This is a genomic window from Pantoea sp. (assembly GCF_032114055.1).
Lineage (GTDB): Bacteria > Pseudomonadota > Gammaproteobacteria > Enterobacterales > Enterobacteriaceae > Pantoea.
Map to the genome: position 1 here is coordinate 1 of NZ_DAMCTB010000001.1, position 20,540 is coordinate 20,540.

The following is a 20,540-nucleotide window of genomic DNA, read 5'->3' on the forward strand; positions in this document are numbered from 1 at the left end:
AGTCTGTGACGGCAGATTTACAGTCTGCTCCCTTTGGCCGCTCGGGAATCCCACCATGGCCTGAATCTTTATCGCTTAAAGCGGGGCGCATCATACCAAATGCGATAAGGGTGTAAAGCGCCCACTGGCAAAACAGTAACTGTTTGCCCACTTTTTACGCGTCGTGCTGAAACTGCAGGCAATTCAGCACGCTGGCTGATTAAAGAATGATCGTGCGGTTACCGTAAACAAATACGCGCTGCCCCAGCACTTTGTACAGCGCATTGCTCAGGACATTTTTCTCAACATCGCGACCGGCACGCATCATTTCATCAGCGGTATAGCTGTGATCGACGTTGATCACATCCTGCATGATAATCGGGCCTTCATCGAGATTATCATTCACATAGTGCGCGGTCGCGCCAATGATCTTCACGCCACGTTCATAAGCCTGGTGGTAAGGACGGGCACCGATAAAGGCGGGCAGGAACGAGTGGTGAATGTTAATGATCTGATTCGGATAACGCTGCACGAAGGCGGGCGTCAGGACGCGCATATATTTCGCCAGCACGACATAATCGGGCTGATAACGGTCAATCTCCTCCGCCATGCGATTGTCATGCTCTTCCCGGGTCAGACCTTCATGGCTCACCAGCACAAAGGGAATATCAAAACGCTCAACCAGCGAACGCAGGGTATCGTGGTTACCTACGACCGCAGCAATTTCCATATCCAGACCGCCAAACGCGCTCTTCATAAGCAGGTCGCCCAGACAGTGCGCCTCTTTCGTCACCAGAATGACAACGCGACGACGGCCGGCACTGTGCAGTTCACGTACTGAACCCTGAGGCAGGGCGCTATCAAGATCGGCGAGCAGTGTGTTGTCGTTGAAAATCCCTTCCAGCTCGGTGCGCATGAAAAAGCGCCCGGTGCGATGATCAACAAACTCATTGTTCTGCACGATATTAAGTTCGTGCTTGTAACAGATATTGGTGATTTTGGCGATCAGACCTTTTGCATCGGGACAAATGGTTCGTAAAACTTTTCTTTGCATGGTTTGCGCTTGCATCTCAATCAGAGTCCTGTCAAAGCATTAGGGGTAAAACCGTTGGGCAGCAGTTCGCTCAGCCACAACATTTTTTGTATTTTTTGCCACTGCCGCAGGGGCAGGGATCGTTACGGCCTGTCGATGGCGCTGTACCGTCCACATAGTACCAGCGTTGATCCTCGCGAAGAAAGCGTGAACACTCATGAATGGCATGAATGTTCGCTTTCTCGCGATATCGCGCAAAAAAGGTTACGGAGGCTTCGTTCTCGTGGCGTCCATGATTACAACAGGTTACATTCAGGCTAAGCCATTCGGTGCCCGGAAAACTTTCAGATAAAAGCCCGGACAGGCCCGGATGACGCTTGTCAGGGTGCCAGGTTGCAACCAGATATTCCGCATTATGCTCAACATAGGCGCAATAGCGTGATCGCATAAGCTGTTCAGCGGTAACAGGAATTTGTGTACCCTGCAGAAAGGGCTCGCAACATACGCTATACTGCTCCCCGCTGCAGCATGGGCAGATTTTTGACACATTATCTCCAGAGAATGATGAGTCGATTTCAGAAGCGCGCTATGTTAGCGAACCCCACGTTGTGACGCTACGTATTGACGGCAGGACCAGGTACAAATGCGAAAGATAAAAATTGGATTGGCTCTGGGGTCAGGCGCAGCCAAAGGATGGGCACATATTGGCGTGATTAATGCGCTTGAGCGTGCAGGTATCGAGATCGACGTCGTTGCCGGTTGCTCGGTAGGCGCGCTGGTGGGATCGGCCTATGTGAATAATCGCCTGCCGCTAATGGAAAAATGGGTCAGTGCATTTCGCTACTGGGATGTGATTCGCCTGATGGATGTCTCCTGGCAACGTGGCGGGCTGTTACGCGGAGAGCGGGTGTTTAATCATGTCCGTCAGCTTATCCCGAATGATGCCATTGAAGCGTGCCACAAACCCTTTGGTGTGGTGGCAACCAATCTCAGTACGGGTCGTGAACTCTGGCTGACGGAGGGCGCCCTGCATCAGGCTGTTCGTGCTTCCTGCAGTATGCCAGGTTTATTACCGCCCGTGGGCTACAATGGGTATTGGCTGGTGGATGGTGCCGTTGTCAATCCGGTGCCCATTTCACTGACCCGGGCCCTGGGGGCAGACATCGTGATTGCCGTTGACTTACAGCATGACGCGCATTTAATGCAGCAGGATCTGTTCTCGGTTACACCTCAGAACAGTGAAGAAGAAGCTGCCGCCGCAGCATTAAGCTGGGGAGGAAAGCTCCGCCAGCGGCTGGTGAATTTCACGCATCGTCGGGCTTCACAGTCACCTGGCGCGATGGAGATTATGTCGACCTCTATCCAGGTGCTGGAAAATCGACTGAAAAGAAATCGCATGGCAGGCGATCCACCCGATGTGTTGATACAACCGGTTTGTCCGCAGATTTCAACGCTGGACTTTCACCGGGCTGAAGAAGCCATTGAGGCAGGCAGGGCCGCCGTAGAGAAGAAAATGGATGAACTATTACCACTGGTCCGTGGCAGATAATCAGGTTGTTCATTCAAAGCGGTGACTTTGGGCAATTCTGAAAGGCGCAACTGCGTTTTATGAACCACTATTGAAATATCTGGTACGCAGGGGGAAAGAATGGAAAAACCACTACTCGGCAAAAAGATACTCATTGTCGAAGATGAGGCTGTTTTCCGTTCGTTGCTGGACCAATTTTTGTTATCGATGGGTGCTGTAACGTTACAAGCGGAAGATGGTCTGGAAGCAATTGCACAACTACAACAGCATACCGTCGACCTGATTATCTGCGATCTGGAGATGCCCCGCATGAGTGGGATCCAGTTCGTTGAGCACATTCGTACCCGTGGCAATGTGGTGCCGATATTGATCGTCTCGGCCACCGAAAATATGTCTGACATTGCCCATGTGTTGCGTCTGGGGGTGCAGGATGTGCTGCTTAAGCCATTAAAGAATTTTGAACGCTTCCGTGAAGCGGTTTATGAGTGCCTTTATCCTTCGATGTTCACCTCAAAAGTCGAAGAGGATGAGCAGTTATTCCAGGACTGGGATGCGCTGGTTCGCGACCCGCTGGCTGCCGCTAAACTGCTCAAGCAACTGCAGCCGCCGGTGCAACAGACTGTTGCCAACTGCCGGATTAACTATCGCCAGCTAACGATGGCGGAGCAGCCAGGTCTGGTGCTCGATATTGCGGCGCTCTCCGACAAAGATCTGGCATTTTACTGTCTGGACGTAACGCGCGCCGGCGACAATGGCGTGCTGGCGGCCCTGCTGCTACGTGCGCTATTTAATGGCCTGCTTCAGGAGCAGCTCAGCGGACAAAAACAGCGGCTGCCAGAGCTGAATGGGTTGCTGAAACAAGTCAATCTGCTGCTGCGCCAGGCGAATCTGAGCGGTCAGTTCCCGTTACTGGTGGGCTATTATCATCGCGGTCTGAAAAACCTGATTCTGGTGTCTGCCGGATTAAACGCCACACTTCATGTTCATGCTCATCAGATCCAGCTCAGTAATGGTGTCCCGCTTGGCACTATGGGGAGCACGCATCTCAATCAGATCAGTCAGCGCGCAGAGAACTGGCAATGCCATGTCTGGGGCGCTGGAGGGCGTATCCGGCTGATGCTTTCCACGGAAGAATAAGCGTTAGTAACAGTGAGATTCTGGCGCTGGAGACAGGGCCAGAGTTTAACTTTACAGTTGGGTAATAGTCTTAATTTCGACGGTTTCATGCCTTCCAGGATAAATCCGTTCGATACTAACTGATATACTCATTTTCGATTTTAAACCGACATATCAAGTATTAACTTGAACGGCCTATGAGAGAGGTATCTTAATGTCTGCCAATAATACCAAAGTAAAAAAAGCGGTAATCCCGGTAGCGGGTTTGGGTACGCGTATGCTTCCTGCGACCAAAGCGATTCCAAAAGAGATGTTACCGCTGGTTGATAAGCCGTTAATTCAGTATGTCGTTAACGAGTGTATTGCCGCTGGCATCAATGAAATTGTGCTGGTAACGCATTCATCAAAAAATGCTATCGAAAACCACTTTGATACCAGCTTCGAACTGGAATCAATGCTGGAAAAACGCGTTAAGCGTCAGCTGCTGGATGAAATCCAGTCAATCTGCCCGCCACACGTTACCATCATGCAGGTTCGTCAGGGCATCGCGAAAGGCCTGGGCCATGCGGTTATGTGCGCGCATCCGCTGATTGGTAACGAGCCATTCGCTGTTATCCTGCCAGACGTTATCATCGACGAATACGAATCAAATCCAACCAAAGATAACCTGGCAGAAATGCTGAGCCGTTATGAAGAGTCGGGCCGCAGCCAGATCATGGTTGAACCGGTTGAAGATGTAACCGCTTACGGCGTAGTTGACTGCCAGGGTGCAGAACTGAATCCAGGTGACAGCGCGCCAATGGTAGGCGTCGTTGAGAAGCCTAAAGCGACTGAAGCGCCATCCAACCTGGCGGTTGTAGGTCGTTACGTACTTTCTTCTGATATCTGGCCACTGCTGGCGAAGACCCCTCCAGGTGCAGGCGGCGAAGTTCAGCTGACCGACTCTATCGCCATGCTGATGGAAAAAGAGACCGTTGAAGCTTATCACCTGAAAGGCGTTAGCCATGACTGTGGTAACAAACTGGGCTATATGCAGGCTTTCGTTGAGTACGGTGTTCGTCATCCGGTATTGGGCAAAGATTTTTCTGAATGGCTCGATGGCGCAGTTGGCAACAAAAAGTAATTTATAAACACAGGATAACTCGATGAAAGTCACTGTATTTGGTATCGGCTATGTCGGTCTGGTTCAGGCTGCGGTGTTAGCCGAAGTCGGACATGACGTTCTCTGCATTGATGTTGACGCTAATAAAGTCGAAAATCTGAAAAAAGGCATCATTCCTATTTTCGAACCAGGTTTAACACCGCTGGTCATGTCAAATTACGAAGCGGGTCGTCTGAAGTTCAGCACTGATGCTGAGCAGGGCGTAAACCATGGTGTTATGCAGTTTATTGCAGTCGGTACTCCACCTGATGAAGACGGCTCTGCCGATCTGAAATATGTGACCGCCGTAGCGCGCACGATTGCGCAGCACATGAACGATCACAAAGTGGTTATCGACAAATCAACCGTACCGGTTGGCACAGCAGATAAAGTTCGTGCAGTAATGACGGAAGCGCTGAAAGCGCGTGACGCCAACATCACCTTCGATGTGGTTTCTAACCCGGAATTTCTGAAAGAGGGTGCGGCAGTCAACGACTGTATGCGTCCTGAACGTATCGTTGTCGGCACCGACAACGACGAAGTGGTTGAACTGTTACGCGAGCTCTATGAGCCGTTTAACCGCAACCACGACCGCATGATTATGATGGACATCCGCAGTGCAGAGCTGACCAAGTATGCGGCCAACTGTATGCTGGCCACCAAAATCAGCTTCATGAACGAGATGTCTAACCTGGCCGAACGTTTAGGCGCAGATATTGAGAAAGTTCGTCAGGGTATCGGTTCAGATCCTCGCATCGGCTATCACTTTATCTATCCAGGCTGTGGTTACGGCGGCTCCTGCTTCCCCAAAGATGTGCAGGCGCTGATTCGTACTGCTGAGTCCATTGGCTATCAGCCGCGCCTGCTGCAGGCAGTGGAAGATGTGAATGACAGCCAGAAAACCAAGCTGCCGACCTTTATCAAGCGTCACTTTGGTAACGACCTGAAGGGTAAGACGTTTGCACTCTGGGGTCTCTCATTTAAGCCAAACACGGACGATATGCGTGAAGCCTCCAGCCGCGTGCTGATGGAAACGCTGTGGGAAGCAGGCGCCTCTGTACAGGCGTTTGACCCTGAAGCGATGGATGAAGCGCAGCGCATCTACGGTCACCGCAGCGATCTTAAGCTGATGGGTACCAAAGAAGCGGCGCTGCAGGGCGCCGACGCGCTGGTCATCTGTACGGAGTGGCAGAACTTCCGTGCACCTGACTTCGACATCATTAAAAATGCGCTGAAAGAAGCCGTGATTTTTGATGGTCGTAACCTGTATGATCCAGAGCGTATCAGCAAACGCGGTTTCGTTTATTATGCAATCGGCCGCGGAGCGTCTATTCAACCTGCATAATTAACGAGGGATTTATGAACTTTCTGGTCACCGGCGCCGCAGGTTTTATTGGTTTTCATGTCAGTCAACGTCTGCTGGCTGCCGGTCACCAGGTTGTCGGTATCGACAACCTGAATGATTATTACGACGTAAATCTCAAACACGCCCGTCTCAATTTAATTAAGGCCGATCCTGGTTTTACTTTTATTGAGATGGACCTGGCGGACCGTGACGCAATAGCGTCACTGTTCGACCAGTATCAGTTCCAGCGCGTGATCCACCTGGGTGCGCAGGCCGGCGTCCGTTATTCCATCGACAATCCGCATGCCTATGCCGATGCCAACCTTATCGGGCACCTCAATATTCTTGAGGGATGCCGTCATCATAAAATTGAACATCTGCTCTATGCCTCATCCAGTTCCGTCTATGGGCTGAACCGTAAAATGCCGTTTTCGACCGAAGACAGCGTGGATCATCCGGTTTCTTTATATGCGGCGACCAAAAAAGCAAATGAGCTGATGTCGCATACTTATTCCCATCTTTATCAGTTGCCGACGACGGGTTTGCGCTTCTTTACCGTCTATGGCCCGTGGGGTCGTCCGGATATGGCGCTGTTCAAATTCACCCGTGCCATGATCGCAGGTGAGGCAATTGATGTGTATAACCAGGGGCAGATGAAACGCGACTTTACCTATATCGATGACATTGCAGAAGCTATTGTCCGTCTACAGGATGTTATTCCTCAGCGGGATGATAACTGGACCGTTGAAACCGGTTCCCCTGCCATCAGTTCTGCACCTTATCGCGTTTATAATATTGGTAACAGTCAGCCTGTCACACTGATGAACTATATCGAGGCGCTTGAAAAAGCTCTGGGTATTACGGCGAAGAAAAATCTGATGCCAATGCAACCCGGCGATGTGCTGGAAACCAGCGCGGATACTGAGGCGCTGTTTAAGGCTATTGGTTTTAAACCGCAAACCGGTGTCGAAGAGGGGGTTAAAAATTTTGTGGCGTGGTACCGGGATTTTTACCGCGTCTGATAAAAAGAAAAGGAAGCTTCGGCTTCCTTTTTTTATAACCTTCGGCTTAGGATCGTCCTGGACTCTAAATCCGTTGCGATTACAGTAAAAAATCGTCCAGCTGTTTACCCTGTTTTTCCAGCGCCTGCTTAATCGCTGCTGGCGTACGTCCCTGACCGGTCCAGGTTCTGGATTCACCTTTCTCGTCAGTGTAGCCATATTTAGCCGGACGTGCTGAACGTTTAGCTTTAGTCGCAGTGCGTGCAGATGGGGTTTGCGTGCCAATTAGTTCGTTCGGGTCGATACCGTCGGCCAGCAGCATTTCACGATACTGATTAAGTTTACGTGTACGTTCTTCATTTTCAGCCTGAAAATTTGACTCTTCTTCACGGCGTTCTTTCACCACCACATCCAGTTTTTCCAGCATTTCTTCCAGCATTTCCACGGAATACTCTCTGGCCTGGGCGCGCAGCGTACGGATATTATTAAGAATTTTTAGTGCTTCGCTCATTGTCCTGGTCTCTGAATAAGAAAAAAGTTGTGTTGCCCGCTAATAGTAGTGGCGACGTTAAATAAACTCAATATTAAAAAAATAAAAGCACCAGTCTGACTGGAGTGAAAATAATCGTGCGGTAAAATAATTTCAGGATAAATTTAAAAATAGTTTCATGTGGACAGTTATGAAAAAAAGCTAATGTATTTTGATCTGCTGCATAAATATCATCTCTGGTGCTACGGTTAATCTCACGAAAATTCAGCCCTGTGGAGTATGCCAGATATCAGCCGGAAGATGGCTGACCGCGTTCAGACGGCTTCACCGTTACGCTTTAAGGACACATCAACCACGTCGTATTGCCGGCACTTTATGTTAATATGCGCGCCATTCTGTTCAGTTCTGATGAAGACAAGTTTCTATGGCTCAGCTCTATTTTTATTACTCTGCCATGAATGCAGGGAAATCGACCGCACTGCTGCAATCCTCCTACAACTATCAGGAGCGCGGTATGCGTTCCCTGGTTTACACCGCTGAGATTGATAACCGCTTTGGTGCCGGGCAGGTGAGTTCCCGCATCGGCCTTTCGTCACCTGCCTGTCTCTATAATGCCGGGACGTCGCTCTTTAGCGAGATCGCCGCCGAGCACGCCATCAGCCCGGTTCACTGCGTGCTGGTCGATGAAAGTCAGTTCCTGACCCGCGAGCAGGTTAAAGCACTTTCTGATGTGGTCGACGATCTGGATATTCCCGTGCTCTGTTATGGCCTGAGAACCGATTTTCGTGGCGAACTTTTTGTTGGCAGTCAGTATCTGCTGGCATGGGCGGACAAGCTGGTTGAGCTGAAAACTATCTGTCACTGTGGCCGCAAGGCCAGCATGGTGCTGCGGCTCGACAGCGAAGGAAAACCCTTCAGTGAGGGTGAGCAGGTGGTGATTGGTGGCAACGAGCGTTATATCTCTGTCTGCCGTAAGCATTATAAGCAGGCGATAGAGCAGGGGTCGTTGCAGGCAATTTATGGCGCACAGACCCCGCTGCACAATCCTCAGTGCTGAAAAGCAAAAAACCCGCCGTGGCGGGTTTTTTATTAGCGTGTTAACGCGGTGCTATCAGACTTGCTTCGCTTTTTTCTCGCTTTTTATCTCTTTCACCGGCTGTGCAGCCACCGCCTCAGCGACACCTGAGAAGGGTTCGACAAATTCACGGCCGTAGAAGGTATCAAGCATGATCTGTTTCAGCTCAGCAATCAGCGGATAGCGTGGGTTTGCGCCTGTACACTGGTCATCAAACGCATCGTCGGCCAGTTTATCGACTTTCGCCAGGAAGTCCGCTTCCTGCACACCCGCTTCGCGGATAGAAGCGGGGATACCCAGTTCAGTTTTGATCTCGTCCAGCCAGGCCAGCAGCTTCTCAATTTTCTGCGCGGTACGGTCGCCAGGGGCGCTCAGACCTAAATGGTCGGCCACTTCGGCGTAGCGCCGGCGAGCCTGGGGACGGTCATACTGGCTAAAGGCCGTCTGTTTGGTCGGGTTGTCGTTCGCGTTGTAACGGATAACGTTGGAGATTAACAGCGCGTTAGCCAGACCGTGTGGGATATGGAACTCTGAACCCAGTTTATGGGCCATGGAGTGACAGACCCCGAGGAAGGCGTTGGCAAAGGCGATACCGGCAATGGTCGCGGCGTTATGCACGCGCTCCCGCGCAATCGGGTTTTTCGCGCCTTCGGCATAGCTGGCAGGCAGGTTCTCTTTTAGCAGCTTCAGCGCCTGCAGCGCCTGGCCATCGGAATACTCATTCGCCAGCACGGAAACGTAGGCTTCCAGCGCATGTGTTACGGCATCCAGACCGCCGAATGCGCAGAGTGAACGCGGCATATCCATGACCAGATTGGCATCCACAATCGCCACATTCGGGGTCAGTGCATAGTCTGCCAGAGGATATTTCTGCCCGGTGGCATCATCGGTCACCACGGCAAACGGCGTTACTTCTGACCCTGTACCAGAGGTCGTCGTGATGGCGACCAGTCGCGCTTTCACGCCCATTTTCGGGAACCTGTAGATACGTTTACGGATATCCATGAAACGTAACGCCAGCTCTTCGAAGTGGGTTTCCGGATGTTCGTACATCACCCACATAATTTTGGCCGCATCCATCGGAGAGCCGCCACCCAGCGCGATGATGACATCCGGCTTGAAGCTATTCATCTGTTCCGCGCCTTTGCGAACGATGCTCAGCGTTGGGTCTGCTTCAACTTCAAAGAAGACCTCCGTTTCGATACCGTGATTTTTCAGTACGCGGGTCACCTGGTCGGCATAGCCATTATTGAACAGGAAGCGGTCAGTGACGATAAAGGCACGTTTCGCGCCGTCTGTTGCCACCTCTTCCAGCGCAATCGGCAGGGAACCTCGGCGGAAATAGATGGATTGAGGAAGTTTATGCCACAACATATTTTCAGCTCGCTTGGCGACAGTTTTGGTATTGATCAGATGTTTCGGCCCGACGTTCTCAGAAATCGAGTTGCCGCCCCATGAACCACATCCCAGCGTCAGAGACGGCGCCAGTTTGAAGTTGTAGAGGTCGCCAATACCGCCCTGCGAGGCAGGTGTGTTGATCAGAATACGCGCCGTTTTCATTTTGTCGCCAAAGTAGTGCACGCGTTCGGTCTGATTGTCCTGATCGGTGTAGAGACAGGAGGTGTGGCCGATACCGCCCATGGCGACCAGCTTCTCGGCTTTCTCTACAGCGTCCTGGAAATCTTTCGCCCGGTACATCGCCAGCGTCGGCGAGAGTTTTTCATGGGCGAACGGCTCAGACTCATCCACCCGTTTCACTTCACCAATCAGGATTTTAGTGCTGGCGGGCACACGAAGGCCGGCCATTTCGGCAATTTTCACTGCGGGCTGACCAACGATGGCTGCGTTCAGGCCGCCGTTTTTCAGGATGATATCCTGTACTGCCTGCAGTTCGGCACCCTGCAGCAGGTATCCGCCGTGGCTGGCAAAGCGTTCACGTACTGCATCATAGACGGAATCCACAACAATCACTGACTGTTCAGAGGCACAGATCACGCCGTTGTCGAAGGTTTTGGACATCAATATGGACGCCACGGCACGTTTCAGGTCAGCGGTTTCATCAATCACGACCGGCGTATTACCGGCACCGACACCAATCGCAGGTTTCCCGGAGCTGTAAGCCGCCTTCACCATGCCCGGTCCGCCGGTAGCGAGAATCAGGTTGATATCAGGGTGATGCATCAGCTGATTGGAGAGTTCTACGGAAGGAGCGTCAATCCAGCCGATAATATCTTTCGGCGCACCGGCCGCAATCGCCGCCTGCAGAACGATATCTGCGGCTTTGTTGGTGGCATCTTTCGCGCGTGGGTGTGGCGAGAAGATAATTCCGTTGCGGGTTTTAAGGCTAATCAGGGCTTTAAAAATGGCGGTAGAGGTTGGGTTGGTGGTCGGGACGATGCCGCAAATCAGGCCAATCGGTTCGGCGATGGTAATGGTGCCAAAGGTGTCATCAGTGGCTAACACACCGCATGTCTTCTCATCTTTATAGGCGTTATAAATATATTCAGAGGCAAAATGGTTTTTAATGACTTTATCTTCGACGATGCCCATACCCGATTCGGCAACAGCCATTTTAGCGAGTGGGATGCGGGCATCGGCGGCGGCGAGGGCGGCGGCACGGAAGATGGCGTCGACCTGCTGTTGAGAAAAGCTGGCATATTCACGCTGGGCTTTTTTCACACGTTCAACCAGTGCATTCAGTTCCGCGATATTGGTTACGGCCATGGTGTTCTCCTGAAGGAAGTTAAACTTTTTTAGTAAACTCTCCTTTGTAACTGAGTAGCGCCACACGGCATCAACACCACTACTCAGGTATGTAAATTCAGGATTTTCAGAGGCTTACTGAATAAGTCTTCAGTTGCGGCGAAGAGGATAGACTGCACTGCCGCGACTGCTTCCGTTGCAAAAAGATTACCTGGTTTGGGGTAGAGCAATTTTGATGCAGATCAATTTAAGCGCAAGCTGACACCATTCAGCTGCGGATTGCTTCATCTGTTTTCTTACATTATGTGTATCTGAAGCAGCAGGGTGTGGCAGCGGCTATCTCCAGCCCTTAGACGATCACTGGCGTAAAGCGCTAAATGTGCCAAAGTTCAATAGCATAAATTGCCGAGCCTGCATCTGGTGTCTGTGTCCGTTTTCACATACATTAGGCGCGTTTTCCCCCCTGTGGTACGGAGTAAAGTCGTGAATCCTGCGCTGTTAGATCTTTCAGGTTATATAAAATTTTTTGTCGGGCTCTTTGCGCTGGTGAATCCGGTGGGCATTATTCCTGTATTTATCAGTATGACCCGTTATCAGGGCGTGGCTGAGCGTAATAAAACCAATCTCACCGCCAACCTGGCGGTGGCGATTATCCTCTGGACGTCACTCTTTTTAGGCGATGCCATACTGCGGGTGTTCGGCATCTCAATTGATTCCTTCCGTATTGCAGGCGGGATCCTGGTTGTTACCATTGCGATGTCGATGATCAGCGGCAAACTGGGTGAAGATAAGCAGAATAAGCAGGAGAAGTCAGAGACGGCAATCCGCGAAAGTGTGGGTGTTGTGCCACTGGCGCTCCCGCTGATGGCGGGACCAGGGGCGATTAGCTCGACTATCGTCTGGAGCACTCGCTACCACAGCTGGATTAACCTGCTGGGCTTCACGCTGGCGATAGCCATCTTCGCCTTCTGCTGCTGGCTGCTGTTCCGGGCCGCGCCATTAATGGTCCGTATCCTGGGTCAGACCGGGATTAACGTCATTACCCGTATTATGGGCCTGCTGCTGATGGCACTGGGCATCGAGTTTGTTGTCACCGGTATGAAGGCTATTTTTCCCGGTCTGCTCAACTGACAGAGCACTTATTTCAGACCATGAAATGATTTTTTGAACCGTTATGGTGCAATAGCGCAGTTTATTGCACCATTACAATGCATTTATTCATTCAGCTTAACGCAGACCGGTAATTATAAATTTCATTACTGCGCATCAGGTCACAGACTTTTTTCTACAAAAACATGTCAACATTTTCACATCATTTTCTGCTACTGCTGTTTAATGACACCTCATAAATCGCCACCATTTCCTTAATCCGCTCGATTTCATCGTAACAAAACGACAAATTCCCCGATAAGTACCACATCGGATGCTTTTTTTTATTTCCTCTCCATGTTTTATGCTTTTTTTGATTGAATCTCTTTTAAATCAGTGGGATACCTTATTTTTAGAGCAAAAATTAACACTTCCGCTGCTGCATTTCTCATGATAAAAGAGAATTAGTTAACATTTTAGCTATTTTACTTTGGCACCCTGTTACGGCTTCTGATAATTTTTGGTCCAGCACAAATTTTTTCTCCGAAAGCCCAAAGTGAGAACGCTTTTTGCTTAAGCCTGTCGGGATACTTAATAAAGGGTTGGCGTTTCGCATGATTGGGATAGAGAAATTGCAGCAACGGCGGTCACTCATCGCAGGTATTCTGTTCACGGCCATTTCGCCAGCCTATGCCGCGACGGTTCCGCCGGGCACCGCCCTGGCCGCTCGCCAGGAGATTGTGATTAATAACGGCAGTGAGGTTTCCTCGCTGGACCCGCACAAAACTGAAGGCGTGCCGGAATCAAATATCATTCACAACCTGCTGGATGGGCTGGTGAACACCGATAACCGCGGCGAGGTGGTGCCTGGCGTGGCGAAAAGCTGGGAGAATCCGCAGCCTGACATCTGGATTTTCCATCTGCGCGATGATGCGAAATGGAGCAATGGTCAGCCTGTCACCGCCGACGATTTTGTTTTCAGCTGGCGGCGTCTGGTCGATCCGAAAACGGCATCACCTTATGCCAGCTACCTGCAGGCCGCTCATTTTGCCAATATCGATGCCATTCTGGCAGGCAAAGCGTCACCCGAAAAGCTGGGCGTTAAGGCGCTGGATGCCCATCGGCTGCAGATTACCCTGAGCGAGCCGGTGCCTTATCTGGTGGCCATGTTAGCGCATACGGCCATGAAGCCGGTCTATGCACCCGCCATTAAACAGTGGGGAGAGGCCTGGACGCGTCCGGAGCACTATGTCGGCAACGGCGCCTACGTGCTGAGCGACTGGGTGGTGAATGAAAAAATCGTCGTGAAGCGTAATCCGCATTACTGGGATAACGCCCATACGGTAATCGAGCAGGGGACATTCCTGCCTATCGCCTCGGAAAACAGCGACATCAACCGCTATCGCAGCGGCGGCACGGATATCACCAACAGCGCGGTGCCGCCTGAGATGTTTGGCAAACTGCGTAAAGAGCTGGGTGATGAAGTGAAAGTCAGTCCGCTGCTCTGCACCTTCTACTACGAAATTAATAATAAAAAGCCGCCTTTCACCGATGCGCGGGTGCGCAACGCGCTGAAGATGACGCTGGATCGCGACATCATCGCTAATAAGATCATGGCTCAGGGACAGATCCCGGCTTACAGCCTGACGCCGCCGTTTACCGCCGGTATACGGCTGACGCCGCCCGCCTGGTTCAACTGGACGCAGGCGCAGCGTAACGAGGCGGCGAAAAAGCTGCTGGCCGAGGCGGGATTCGATGCCGCCCATCCGCTCAGCTTTACGCTGCTCTATAACACCTCCGATCAGAATAAACGCCAGGCGATTGCGGCCGCGTCAATGTGGCAGAAAAATCTGGGCGCCAAAGTGACGCTGCAGAACCAGGAGTGGAAGACGATGCTGGAGACCCGGCATCAGGCACAGTTTGACGTGGTGCGTGCAACCTGGTGCGCTGACTACAACGAGCCGTCAACCTTCCTGAATATGCTGATCAGCAACGCCTCGATTAACACGGCGTTCTACAGTAGCGCGACCTTCGATCGCCTGATGTCGGAGACGCTGACGGCGGGCAGTGAAGCCGCGCGCGCTGAGCTCTATCAGCAGGCTGAAACACAACTCGACAAAGACTCACCCATTGTGCCAGTTTACTACCGCGTCAGTGTGCGCCTGGTAAAGCCCTGGGTGGGCGGTTTTACGGGCAAAGACCCGCAGGACATGACAGACCTGAAGTACTACTTCATCAAACAACACTGATCTGATCGCCATCCGGCGAGACAGTCAGAAACGCATTCGCATAAAGACCATTTTTTGGGGTCGATCTCCCTGGTACAGGCCGGGGAGCCCGGAGACGGGGGACGCCGTGGCAGTGCATCGCCGCGGTGACGATAATAAAACTGGAGTGTAATAATGAACAACATCACGAAAAAAAGCCTGATCGCAGCGGGCGTTTTTGCCGCAGTAAGTGCACTGGCAGGGAATGCGGCGCTGGCGGCAACCGTGCCCGCAGGCGTTGAGCTGGCCGCAAAACAGGAGCTGGTACGCGGCAATGGCGATGAAGTGCAGTCGCTTGATCCGCACAAAATTGAAGGTGTGCCGGAAGACAACGTGGCGCGCGACCTTTACGAAGGTCTGCTGGTCAATGACAGCAACGGTAAACCGATCCCGGGTGTTGCGGAAAGTTACGAAAACAAAGATTTCAAAGTATGGACGTTCCACCTGCGTAAAAATGCCAAATGGTCTAATGGCGAGCCGGTTACCGCGCAGGACTTCGTCTACAGTTGGGAGCGTCTTGTCGATCCTAAAACGGCTTCACCGTACGCCAGCTACCCGCAATATGGTCATATTCTGAACGTTGATGACATCATCGCCGGTAAAAAACCAATTACCGATCTGGGCGTAAAAGCCATTGATGATCACACGCTGGAAGTCACCCTGAGCGAGCCGGTGCCATACTTCGATAAGCTGCTGATCAACTCTGTGATGTCTCCGGTTTATAAACCGGCGATCGAGAAGTTTGGTGATCAGTGGACCCAGCCGCAGAACTGGGTCGGCAACGGTGCCTTTAAGCTGGACGCGCACGTGATCAACGAGCGCATTACCCTGGTGCGTAACCCGAACTACTGGGACAACGAACACACCGTGCTGAACAAAGTGACCTACCTGCCAATCAGTTCTGAAGTCAGTGACGTTAACCGTTATTTCTCTGAGAACGGCAGCGACATGACCTATAACAATCTGCCAATTGAGCTGTTTAAAAAACTGCAGCGTGACAATGGTAAAGAGCTGCATGTCGATCCTTACCTCTGCACCTACTACTATGAAATTAACAACCAGAAAGCGCCATTTACCGATCCACGCGTCCGCGCTGCCCTGAAGCTGGGTCTGGATCGTGACATTATGGTGAACAAAGTGCTGGCGCAGGGCCAGAAACCGGCCTACAGCTACACGCCGCCAGCGACTGATGGCATGGATATTCTGCCGCCGGACTGGTTCAAATGGTCACAGGACAAACGCAACGCCGAAGCGAAAAAGCTGCTGGCCGAAGCGGGTTACACCGCTGACAAACCACTGACCTTTAACCTGCTGTATAACACCTCCGATCTGCACAAGAAGCTGGCGATTGCCGCCTCGTCGATCTGGAAGAAAAACATCGGCGTGAATATCAAGCTGGAAAACCAGGAGTGGAAAACCTTCCTGGATACCCGTCATCAGGGTAACTTCGATGTGTCACGTGCGGCCTGGTGCGCGGACTACAACGAACCGACTTCATTCCTGAACACCATGCTGTCCAACAGCAGCAGTAACACCGCGCATTATAAGAGCGATGAGTTCGATAAAGTGGTGCGTGACGCGATCAAGGCTTCGGATGAGAAAGGCCGCGCAGTGGACTATCAGAAAGCGGAGCAGATCCTGGATAAAGACAGCACCATCGTCCCGGTTTACTACTACGTGAACACGCGTCTGGTGAAACCGTACGTGGGGGGTTATACCGGTAAAGATCCACTGGATAAAACCTTGTCTAAAGACTTTTACATCATTAAACACTAATAGCATTCAGGCTATCAGCAGTGGCGGCGCGTCTGGCGCCGCCTTTTACTATTTTTATGTTGTGAAGCAACAGCCTGGTAGGTACGGCAATGTTAAAATTCATCCTGCGTCGCTTGCTTGAAGCGCTACCGACGCTGTTCGTCCTGATTACCATCTCCTTCTTTATGATGCGCCTGGCTCCTGGCAGCCCCTTTACCGGCGAGCGTACGCTGGCCCCGGAAGTGATGGCGAATATCGAGGCGAAATATCACCTCAACGATCCGATCGGTAAACAGTATGTCGATTACCTGGTGCAGCTGGCACACGGTGATTTCGGCCCGTCGTTTAAATACAAAGACTATTCGGTCAACTATCTGGTGGCGCATGCCTTCCCGGTCTCGGCCAAACTCGGGCTGGCCGCGTTTCTGCTCGCGGTAATACTGGGGGTAACGGCTGGCGTGATCGCCGCGCTTAAACAGAACACATTGTGGGACTTCGCGGTGATGGGGGTGGCCATGACCGGCGTGGTGATACCCAGTTTTGTGGTCGCGCCGCTGCTGGTCCTGCTGTTCGCTATCAGCCTGAAGTGGCTGCCGGGTGGCGGCTGGAATGGCGGGCAGTGGAACTACATGCTGCTGCCGATGGTGGCCCTGTCGCTGGCCTATATCGCCAGCATTGCCCGTATTACCCGTGGATCGATGATTGAAGTGATGCACTCGAACTTTATCCGCACCGCACGGGCAAAAGGCTTACCGCTGCGCCGCATCGTACTGCGCCATGCGCTGAAACCGGCTCTGCTGCCTGTGATCTCCTATATGGGCCCGGCCTTTGTCGGCATCATCACCGGTTCAATGGTGATTGAGTCGATCTATGGTCTGCCGGGTATCGGCCAGCTGTTTGTCAACGGCGCGCTGAACCGTGACTACTCACTGGTGATGAGCCTGACCATTCTGGTCGGTCTGCTGACCATTGTTTTTAATGCGATTGTTGACGTGCTCTATGCCGTTATCGATCCGAAAATTCGTTACTGATTGCGGAGTTCGCCATGATGTTAAGTAAGAAAAACAGCGAAGCTCTTGATGCGTTCAGTGAGAAGCTGGAAGTCGAAGGGCGGAGCCTCTGGCAGGATGCGCGTCGTCGCTTTATTCATAACCGGGCAGCCCTGATCAGCCTGCTGGTGCTGCTGCTGATTACGCTGTTCGTGATCTTCGCCCCAATGCTGGCGCAGTTCACCTATGACGACACCGACTGGGCGATGATGTCCTCACCGCCGGATACCACTTCCGGCCACTGGTTCGGCACCGATTCGTCGGGACGTGACCTGCTGGTGCGCGTGGCGATCGGCGGCCGCATTTCCCTGATGGTGGGCGTCGCCTCTGCGTTGATCGCGGTGATCGTCGGCACGCTTTATGGCTCGATTGCCGGATACCTGGGCGGCAAAACCGACTCGGTGATGATGCGTATTCTGGAAATCCTGAACTCCTTCCCGTTTATGTTCTTCGTCATCCTGCTGGTGACCTTCTTTGGCCGCAACATCCTGCTGATTTTTGCCGCGATCGGCATGGTCTCCTGGCTGGATATGGCGCGTATCGTGCGCGGCCAGACGCTCAGCCTGAAGCGCAAAGAGTTTATCGAAGCAGCCCATGTGGGTGGCGTATCGACCTGGAAGATCGTCGTGCGCCATATTGTACCGAACGTACTGGGCGTGGTGGTGGTTTACGCTTCGCTGCTGGTGCCAAGCATGATCCTGTTCGAATCCTTCCTGAGCTTCCTTGGCCTGGGCACGCAGGAGCCGCTGAGTAGCTGGGGCGCACTGCTCAGCGACGGGGCCAACTCTATGGAAGTTTCGCCATGGCTGCTGCTCTTTCCGGCGGCGTTCCTGGTGGTCACGCTGTTCTGTTTCAACTTTATCGGCGATGGCCTGCGTGATGCCCTCGACCCGAAAGATCGTTAAGGAGTTTCCCGATGACCATTCATGAATTTCAGCCAGCGATGGCGGCCCGCGCGGGAAGCGAACAGCTACTTACGGTCAAAGATCTGCGCGTGACCTTTAGCACACATGACGGGGATGTCACCGCCGTCAACGATCTGAACTTCTCACTGCGCGCTGGTGAGACGCTGGGCATTGTTGGTGAATCCGGCTCCGGCAAGTCGCAGACCGCGTTTGCCCTGATGGGGCTGCTGGCCAAAAATGGCCGTATCGGCGGCTCGGCGATGTTTAACGGCAAAGAGATCCTTAATCTGCCGGAAAGTCAGCTGAACAAACTACGCGCCGAGCAGATTGCGATGATCTTCCAGGACCCCATGACTTCACTGAACCCCTATATGCGGGTGGGTGAGCAGCTCATGGAGGTGCTGAAACTGCATAAAGGTATGAACAATGCGCAGGCGTTTGAGGAGTCAGTGCGGATGCTGGATGCGGTAAAAATGCCGGAAGCGCGCAAGCGGATGAAGATGTATCCCCATGAGTTCTCAGGTGGGATGCGCCAGCGCGTGATGATCGCCATGGCGCTGCTCTGTCGCCCTAAGCTGCTGATCGCGGATGAGCCGACGACCGCGCTGGATGTGACGGTGCAGGCGCAGATCATGACGCTGCTCAATGAGCTGAAGCGCGAGTTCAACACGGCCATCATTATGATCACCCACGATCTTGGTGTGGTGGCAGGGATCTGCGATAAAGTGCTGGTGATGTACGCAGGCCGGACCATGGAGTATGGCCGGGCCCGCGACGTCTTCTATCAGCCCGCCCATCCTTACTCAATCGGCCTGCTTAACGCCGTACCGCGTCTGGATGCGGAAGGCGAGAGCCTGACCACCATTCCGGGTAATCCGCCCAATCTGCTGCGCCTGCCGCAGGGTTGTCCGTTCCAGCCGCGTTGTCCACACGCGATGGATATCTGCACCCAGGCACCGCCGCTGGAACCTTTCGGCGATGGCCGCCTGCGCGCCTGCTTTAAGCCGGTGGAGGAGTTAGTATGAGCACCGTAGCGGAGAAAAAAGTCTTACTCGAAATCGCCGATCTCAAAGTGCATTTCGACATTAAAGAGGGCAAGCAGTGGTTCTGGCAGCCGTCGAAAACCCTGAAAGCAGTGGATGGCGTCAGCCTGCGGCTCTATGAGGGCGAAACGCTGGGTGTGGTGGGCGAGTCGGGCTGCGGAAAGTCGACCCTGGCGCGCGCCATTATCGGTCTGGTCAAGGCAACGGACGGGCGCGTCGCCTGGCTGGGCCGTGATCTGCTGGGCCAGAGCGAAGAGGAGTGGCGCAAGGCACGCAGCGACATCCAGATGATCTTCCAGGACCCGCTGGCGTCGCTCAACCCGCGTATGACCATCGGCGATATCATCGCGGAGCCGCTCAGGACCTATCATCCGAAAATGGCGCGTCAGGAGGTCAAAGAGCGCGTTAAAAACATGATGATGAAGGTGGGGCTGCTGCCTAACCTGATCAACCGCTATCCGCACGAGTTCTCGGGCGGCCAGTGCCAGCGTATCGGTATCGCCCGCGCCCTGATTCTGGAGCCGAAGCTGATTATCTGTGACGAGCCGGTCTCTGCGCTGGATGTCTCGATTCAGGCTCAGGTGGTTAACCTGCTGCAGCAGCTCCAGCGCGAGATGGGGCTGTCGCTGATCTTTATCGCTCATGACTTGGCGGTGGTGAAGCACATCTCTGACCGCGTGCTGGTGATGTATCTGGGCCATGCGGTGGAGCTGGGCACCTACAATGAGGTCTACAGCAATCCGCAGCACCCTTACACCCGTGCGCTGATGTCCGCCGTGCCGATTCCCGATCCGGATCTGGAGAAGAATAAACAGATTCAACTGCTGGAAGGGGAGCTGCCGTCGCCGATCAATCCGCCGTCAGGCTGCGTGTTCCGGACCCGTTGCCCGATTGCCGGGCCGGAGTGTGCTAAAACCCGGCCACTGCTGGAAGGCAGTTTCCACCATGCGGTCTCCTGCCTGAAAGTCGACCCGCTGTAAAGCAAAACGCCGGGCAGCGGCCCGGCGTTTTTTTATCTGAC

17 protein-coding genes are annotated in these 20,540 nt (G+C 52.8%); 13 read left to right on the forward strand and 4 right to left on the reverse strand.

Going from position 1 to position 20,540, the window contains the following annotated elements:
- Positions 1–199: 199 nt before the first annotated feature.
- Together purU and RT657_RS00010 are read right to left on the reverse strand one after the other, a co-directional pair.
- Positions 200–1,048, reverse strand: coding sequence for a formyltetrahydrofolate deformylase (gene purU, locus RT657_RS00005; RefSeq protein ID WP_111140030.1), 849 nt, complete (start codon positions 1,046–1,048; stop codon positions 200–202).
- Between the two features lie 55 nt (positions 1,049–1,103).
- Positions 1,104–1,559, reverse strand: coding sequence for a YchJ family protein (locus tag RT657_RS00010; protein WP_313651316.1), 456 nt, complete (start codon positions 1,557–1,559; stop codon positions 1,104–1,106).
- 96 nt (positions 1,560–1,655) lie between these two features.
- On the opposite strand from RT657_RS00010, the gene rssA reads away from it, so the two are divergent.
- From rssA to RT657_RS00035, 5 genes are all read left to right on the forward strand, one after another.
- A complete protein-coding gene (rssA, locus tag RT657_RS00015; protein WP_313651318.1) occupies positions 1,656–2,561 on the forward strand; it encodes a patatin-like phospholipase RssA in 906 nt (301 codons plus the stop codon).
- A 99-nt stretch (positions 2,562–2,660) separates the two neighbouring features.
- Positions 2,661–3,677 (forward strand): two-component system response regulator RssB, encoded by a 1,017-nt coding sequence (rssB, locus tag RT657_RS00020; RefSeq protein ID WP_313651320.1) that lies wholly within the window; start codon positions 2,661–2,663, stop codon positions 3,675–3,677.
- A gap of 193 nt (positions 3,678–3,870) precedes the next feature.
- Positions 3,871–4,779 (forward strand): UTP--glucose-1-phosphate uridylyltransferase GalU, encoded by a 909-nt coding sequence (galU, locus tag RT657_RS00025; protein WP_313651322.1) that lies wholly within the window; start codon positions 3,871–3,873, stop codon positions 4,777–4,779.
- 22 nt (positions 4,780–4,801) lie between these two features.
- Entirely contained in the window at positions 4,802–6,142 is a 1,341-nt protein-coding gene (locus tag RT657_RS00030) for a UDP-glucose/GDP-mannose dehydrogenase family protein (RefSeq protein WP_313651324.1), read from the forward strand.
- Between the two features lie 14 nt (positions 6,143–6,156).
- Positions 6,157–7,164, forward strand: coding sequence for an NAD-dependent epimerase (locus tag RT657_RS00035; RefSeq protein ID WP_313651326.1), 1,008 nt, complete (start codon positions 6,157–6,159; stop codon positions 7,162–7,164).
- Between the two features lie 79 nt (positions 7,165–7,243).
- On the opposite strand, the gene hns is transcribed toward RT657_RS00035, so the two are convergent.
- A complete protein-coding gene (gene hns / locus RT657_RS00040) occupies positions 7,244–7,654 on the reverse strand; it encodes a histone-like nucleoid-structuring protein H-NS (protein ID WP_313651328.1) in 411 nt (136 codons plus the stop codon).
- Positions 7,655–8,057: 403 nt separating this feature from the next.
- On the opposite strand from hns, the gene tdk reads away from it, so the two are divergent.
- A complete protein-coding gene (tdk, locus tag RT657_RS00045) occupies positions 8,058–8,690 on the forward strand; it encodes a thymidine kinase (protein ID WP_313651330.1) in 633 nt (210 codons plus the stop codon).
- A 54-nt stretch (positions 8,691–8,744) separates the two neighbouring features.
- Here the strand turns inward: tdk and adhE are convergent, their stop codons facing one another.
- Positions 8,745–11,432 (reverse strand): bifunctional acetaldehyde-CoA/alcohol dehydrogenase, encoded by a 2,688-nt coding sequence (gene adhE / locus RT657_RS00050; protein ID WP_313651332.1) that lies wholly within the window; start codon positions 11,430–11,432, stop codon positions 8,745–8,747.
- A 462-nt stretch (positions 11,433–11,894) separates the two neighbouring features.
- Here adhE and RT657_RS00055 point away from each other — a divergent pair, with 462 nt between their 5' ends.
- The 7 genes from RT657_RS00055 to oppF all read left to right on the forward strand — a co-directional run bounded on the left by RT657_RS00055 (position 11,895) and on the right by oppF (position 20,499).
- Complete coding sequence (locus RT657_RS00055) at positions 11,895–12,542, forward strand: YchE family NAAT transporter (protein ID WP_313651334.1); 648 nt, start codon at positions 11,895–11,897, stop codon at positions 12,540–12,542.
- A 572-nt stretch (positions 12,543–13,114) separates the two neighbouring features.
- The gene (locus RT657_RS00060) at positions 13,115–14,749 is read left to right on the forward strand and encodes an ABC transporter substrate-binding protein (RefSeq protein ID WP_313651336.1); all 1,635 of its coding nucleotides are present in this window, start codon (positions 13,115–13,117) and stop codon (positions 14,747–14,749) included.
- 153 nt (positions 14,750–14,902) lie between these two features.
- Positions 14,903–16,543, forward strand: coding sequence for an oligopeptide ABC transporter substrate-binding protein OppA (oppA, locus tag RT657_RS00065; protein WP_313651338.1), 1,641 nt, complete (start codon positions 14,903–14,905; stop codon positions 16,541–16,543).
- A gap of 89 nt (positions 16,544–16,632) precedes the next feature.
- Complete coding sequence (gene oppB, locus RT657_RS00070) at positions 16,633–17,553, forward strand: oligopeptide ABC transporter permease OppB (protein WP_313651340.1); 921 nt, start codon at positions 16,633–16,635, stop codon at positions 17,551–17,553.
- A gap of 14 nt (positions 17,554–17,567) precedes the next feature.
- Positions 17,568–18,476, forward strand: a complete 909-nt coding sequence (gene oppC / locus RT657_RS00075; RefSeq protein ID WP_313651342.1) for an oligopeptide ABC transporter permease OppC — start codon at positions 17,568–17,570, stop codon at positions 18,474–18,476.
- 11 nt (positions 18,477–18,487) lie between these two features.
- Positions 18,488–19,501, forward strand: a complete 1,014-nt coding sequence (locus RT657_RS00080) for an ABC transporter ATP-binding protein (RefSeq protein WP_313651344.1) — start codon at positions 18,488–18,490, stop codon at positions 19,499–19,501.
- On the forward strand, positions 19,498–20,499 hold the full coding sequence (oppF, locus tag RT657_RS00085) for a murein tripeptide/oligopeptide ABC transporter ATP binding protein OppF (RefSeq protein WP_313651346.1): 1,002 nt from the start codon (positions 19,498–19,500) through the stop codon (positions 20,497–20,499). The genes RT657_RS00080 and oppF overlap by 4 nt, the downstream gene beginning before the upstream one ends.
- Positions 20,500–20,540: the final 41 nt, after the last annotated feature.